The sequence below is a fragment of the Candidatus Albibeggiatoa sp. nov. BB20 genome (genome assembly GCA_016744725.1).
Classification (GTDB): Bacteria; Pseudomonadota; Gammaproteobacteria; order Beggiatoales; family Beggiatoaceae; genus Albibeggiatoa.
Window position 1 is genome coordinate 18,960 of sequence record JADGDW010000070.1, and the last position, 2,797, is coordinate 21,756.

A 2,797-nucleotide genomic window follows, 5' to 3' on the forward strand; every position below is an offset into this window, starting at 1 on the left:
TAAATAGCTTGTTCTTGTAAAAAAAACCAGCGGTCTACTTTATTATTAAAATACTCACAGGTTAATAAGCCTGTTGGGACATTATTCGCTACTAATTTGGCATTAGAGCAAAAATGACAAGCTTCATCTTGATTGTCATAAAAACTTTTCCAACAAGTACTACCGATTAGGTCTTCACCAAAAAATTCTTGGGCTTTACGATTAACAAATAAAATTTCAAAGGTTTGCATATCAGCGACATAAACCGCAGAGCTTAAGCTATCTAATACAGTGGTAAATCGATGTTGAGAAATTTGCAATAATTCATTTTTATGGGCTAATTCCTGAGTACGTTCAGTTACTTTTTGCTCTAATTTATCATTATATTTTTTGAGTAATTCTTCTGATTTTTTCCGCATACTCACATCAGCGATAGAGATTAATAGACCGCTAACATTTCCAGTTTCATCATGTAAAGGTATTTTGCTGGTTTCAAGCCAAAGGGATTTATCCTTAAGATGGACAACTTCTTCAATACCGTAGCGCGGTTTATCTTCTGCAATGATTTGCGCATCCACTTTTCGAAACCAATCTGCTTTATCCTTGGCAATTAAATCAAAATCAGTTTTACCTATAATTTCCTTTGGGCTAGACAGTCCAAGCAAATTAGCAAAGCTTTGATTGCAACCTTGGAACATTGAATCAGCATCTTTCCAACAAATATATTGGGGCACGCTATCTAATAGTGAACGTAGAAATTCCTCTTTTTGGCGCAAAACCTGTTCTGCTATTTTCTGATGTGTAATATCAAGATGCATGCCTGTAAAACGGTGTGGCTGAGTATTTTTATCCCATACAGCAAGCCCTCTATCTAACACCCAAATATAGTGGCCTTGTTTGTGTTTAAGGCGATAAGTATTTTCATAGCTTGCATGGTTTTTGGCCAAATAATACTGGATTAATTCTAAAACAATTTTTTTATCTTTTGGGTGAAGACGCTGATGCCATTCATTGATATCGTTACCAATTTCATTATTGGTGTAACCTAGCATCGATTTCCAACGTTTTGAAAAATAAATTTCATTTGTTTCTAAATCCCAATCCCAAACCCCACCACTAGTTCCTTGTAGGGCTAAATTAAACCGTTCTTGGCTTATTTTTAAGTCTTGTTGAGTTTGTTTTATTTCCGTAATATCAACACCCATCTCAAGTACAAGTTGAGCGCCATCAATGTCAACATAAGGATAAGCCTGTACAGAATAGATACGACCATTTTTAGCTTTACATTCCCAGCGTTGTGGCTGTTGCTTTAGATCAGTTAGAACATCCAGAGCAGGACAATGTTCACAAGCATCAGGTTGATTTAATAATATTCCATAGCAGGTTTTAGTATCATCCTGTACTCCAAACGTTTGGTAGAAATACTGATTTGCATAACGAAGTTGATAATGTTCATCTTGCAAATACACATAAGCGGGTAAGTGATCTAATATGGTATAAAAACGTTTTTCACTACGGCGTAATGTTTGCTCAACTTGGATACGCTGTTCAATTTCTTGCTCTAATAAGTAATTTTTATGGCTTAATGCTTCGGCTTGGACAGCCAGTTCTTCAGTTTGAGAGGCAATTTCAGATTCTAACAATTCATTCATTTGCTGTAATTGTTGCTGAGCTTGAGCAAGTTCGGTTGCGGTTTGTGCTTGTTTATCTATCTCAATTTGCAGTTTGTCTTTGTATAGGAACAGTTGATATAGATAAAATACAACCATGCTCGTCATAAAACTGACAGCTAAGAAAAAAAGGCTAGAAAGTAAAAAAGGTTTAGAATAGTAAAACCTGCTGTGGCTATCAATGTGGTAAGGCAGTCCAGCACCAATAATAGCAATGGATAATCCAAATAAACAAACAGTGATAAGAACGACGTATTTATTTATCATAAGTCATGTATTTGATTGAGTTTATAAAGTATAGGAGCTTATGCAAAATTTGTGATGCTCTTGAGCTGTCTAGTTTAACATTTTTGCTTCTCAGATATGCTGACAACAATTAAATTGGGAATTTAGCAATGAATATATCTAATTATCAAAATATAACTAAAATTTTTGTATGGGATATTCCAATCCGTATTTTTCATTGGGCCATTGTATTACTAATTGGGTTGCAGTGGTGGAGTAGCTATCATTTTGACAATTATGCACTAATACATCAAATAGGTGGTTATTGTATTTTGGTTTTAGTCTTGTTTAGAATTTTATGGGGATTTTTTGGTAGTTATCACTCACGGTTTGAAGATTTTGTTTATCCAGTTTACCGTATTTCGCACTATGCCAGCGTCATGATTCAGCTTAAACCACCTGCTTATGTTGGTCATAATCCACTAGGTGGCCTATCTATTATTTTGTTGTTGTTGTGTTTATTAGTTCAGGTTGTGACGGGTTTGTTTCTTACTAATAACAATATAGGGATTCAAGGCGCACTATCAGCTTGGTCTTCAGCAGAAGTGAGCCAAAAAATGGCAATGGTACATAAAATTAATTTCGATATTTTACTCACTTTGGCCATAATTCATATTTTAGCAGTGCTTTTCTATTTGATAGTTAAACGGGAAAATTTAGTTAAACCGATGTTTTTAGGGTATAAAGAATTACCTTTAAGCAAGCAAGAACTGGATAATATTCAGCCATTTGTTAGTGTATGGAGAGCGGTTATTTTATTATTCTTATCAATTATTGGGGTAGGTTTGCTCCTCATTTTATAGCCGTCTTTTTATTTTATCAGTAGTTATAGTCATTTTATTTTAAAGTGATATAGGACTGCC

General features: G+C 34.5%; 2 protein-coding genes. One reads left to right on the forward strand and one right to left on the reverse strand.

The annotated features are described in order from the left end of the window. A partial coding sequence (locus tag ABXH34_RS09515; RefSeq protein ID WP_353571642.1) for a PAS domain S-box protein occupies positions 1 to 1,757 on the reverse strand: 1,757 nt, incomplete at its 3' end. A 287-nt stretch (positions 1,758 to 2,044) separates the two neighbouring features. Here ABXH34_RS09515 and ABXH34_RS09520 point away from each other — a divergent pair. After that, positions 2,045 to 2,737 carry a cytochrome b/b6 domain-containing protein gene (locus tag ABXH34_RS09520; RefSeq protein ID WP_353571643.1) on the forward strand — a complete coding sequence of 231 codons (693 nt, stop codon included), beginning with the start codon at positions 2,045 to 2,047 and terminating at the stop codon, positions 2,735 to 2,737. The last annotated feature ends 60 nt before the right edge of the window (positions 2,738 to 2,797 follow it).

Excerpts from the sequence above, each read along its gene's own strand:
- ABXH34_RS09520 (WP_353571643.1), top strand. The coding sequence starts at position 2,045 with ATGAATATATCTAATTATCAAAATATAACTAAAATTTTTGTATGGGAT.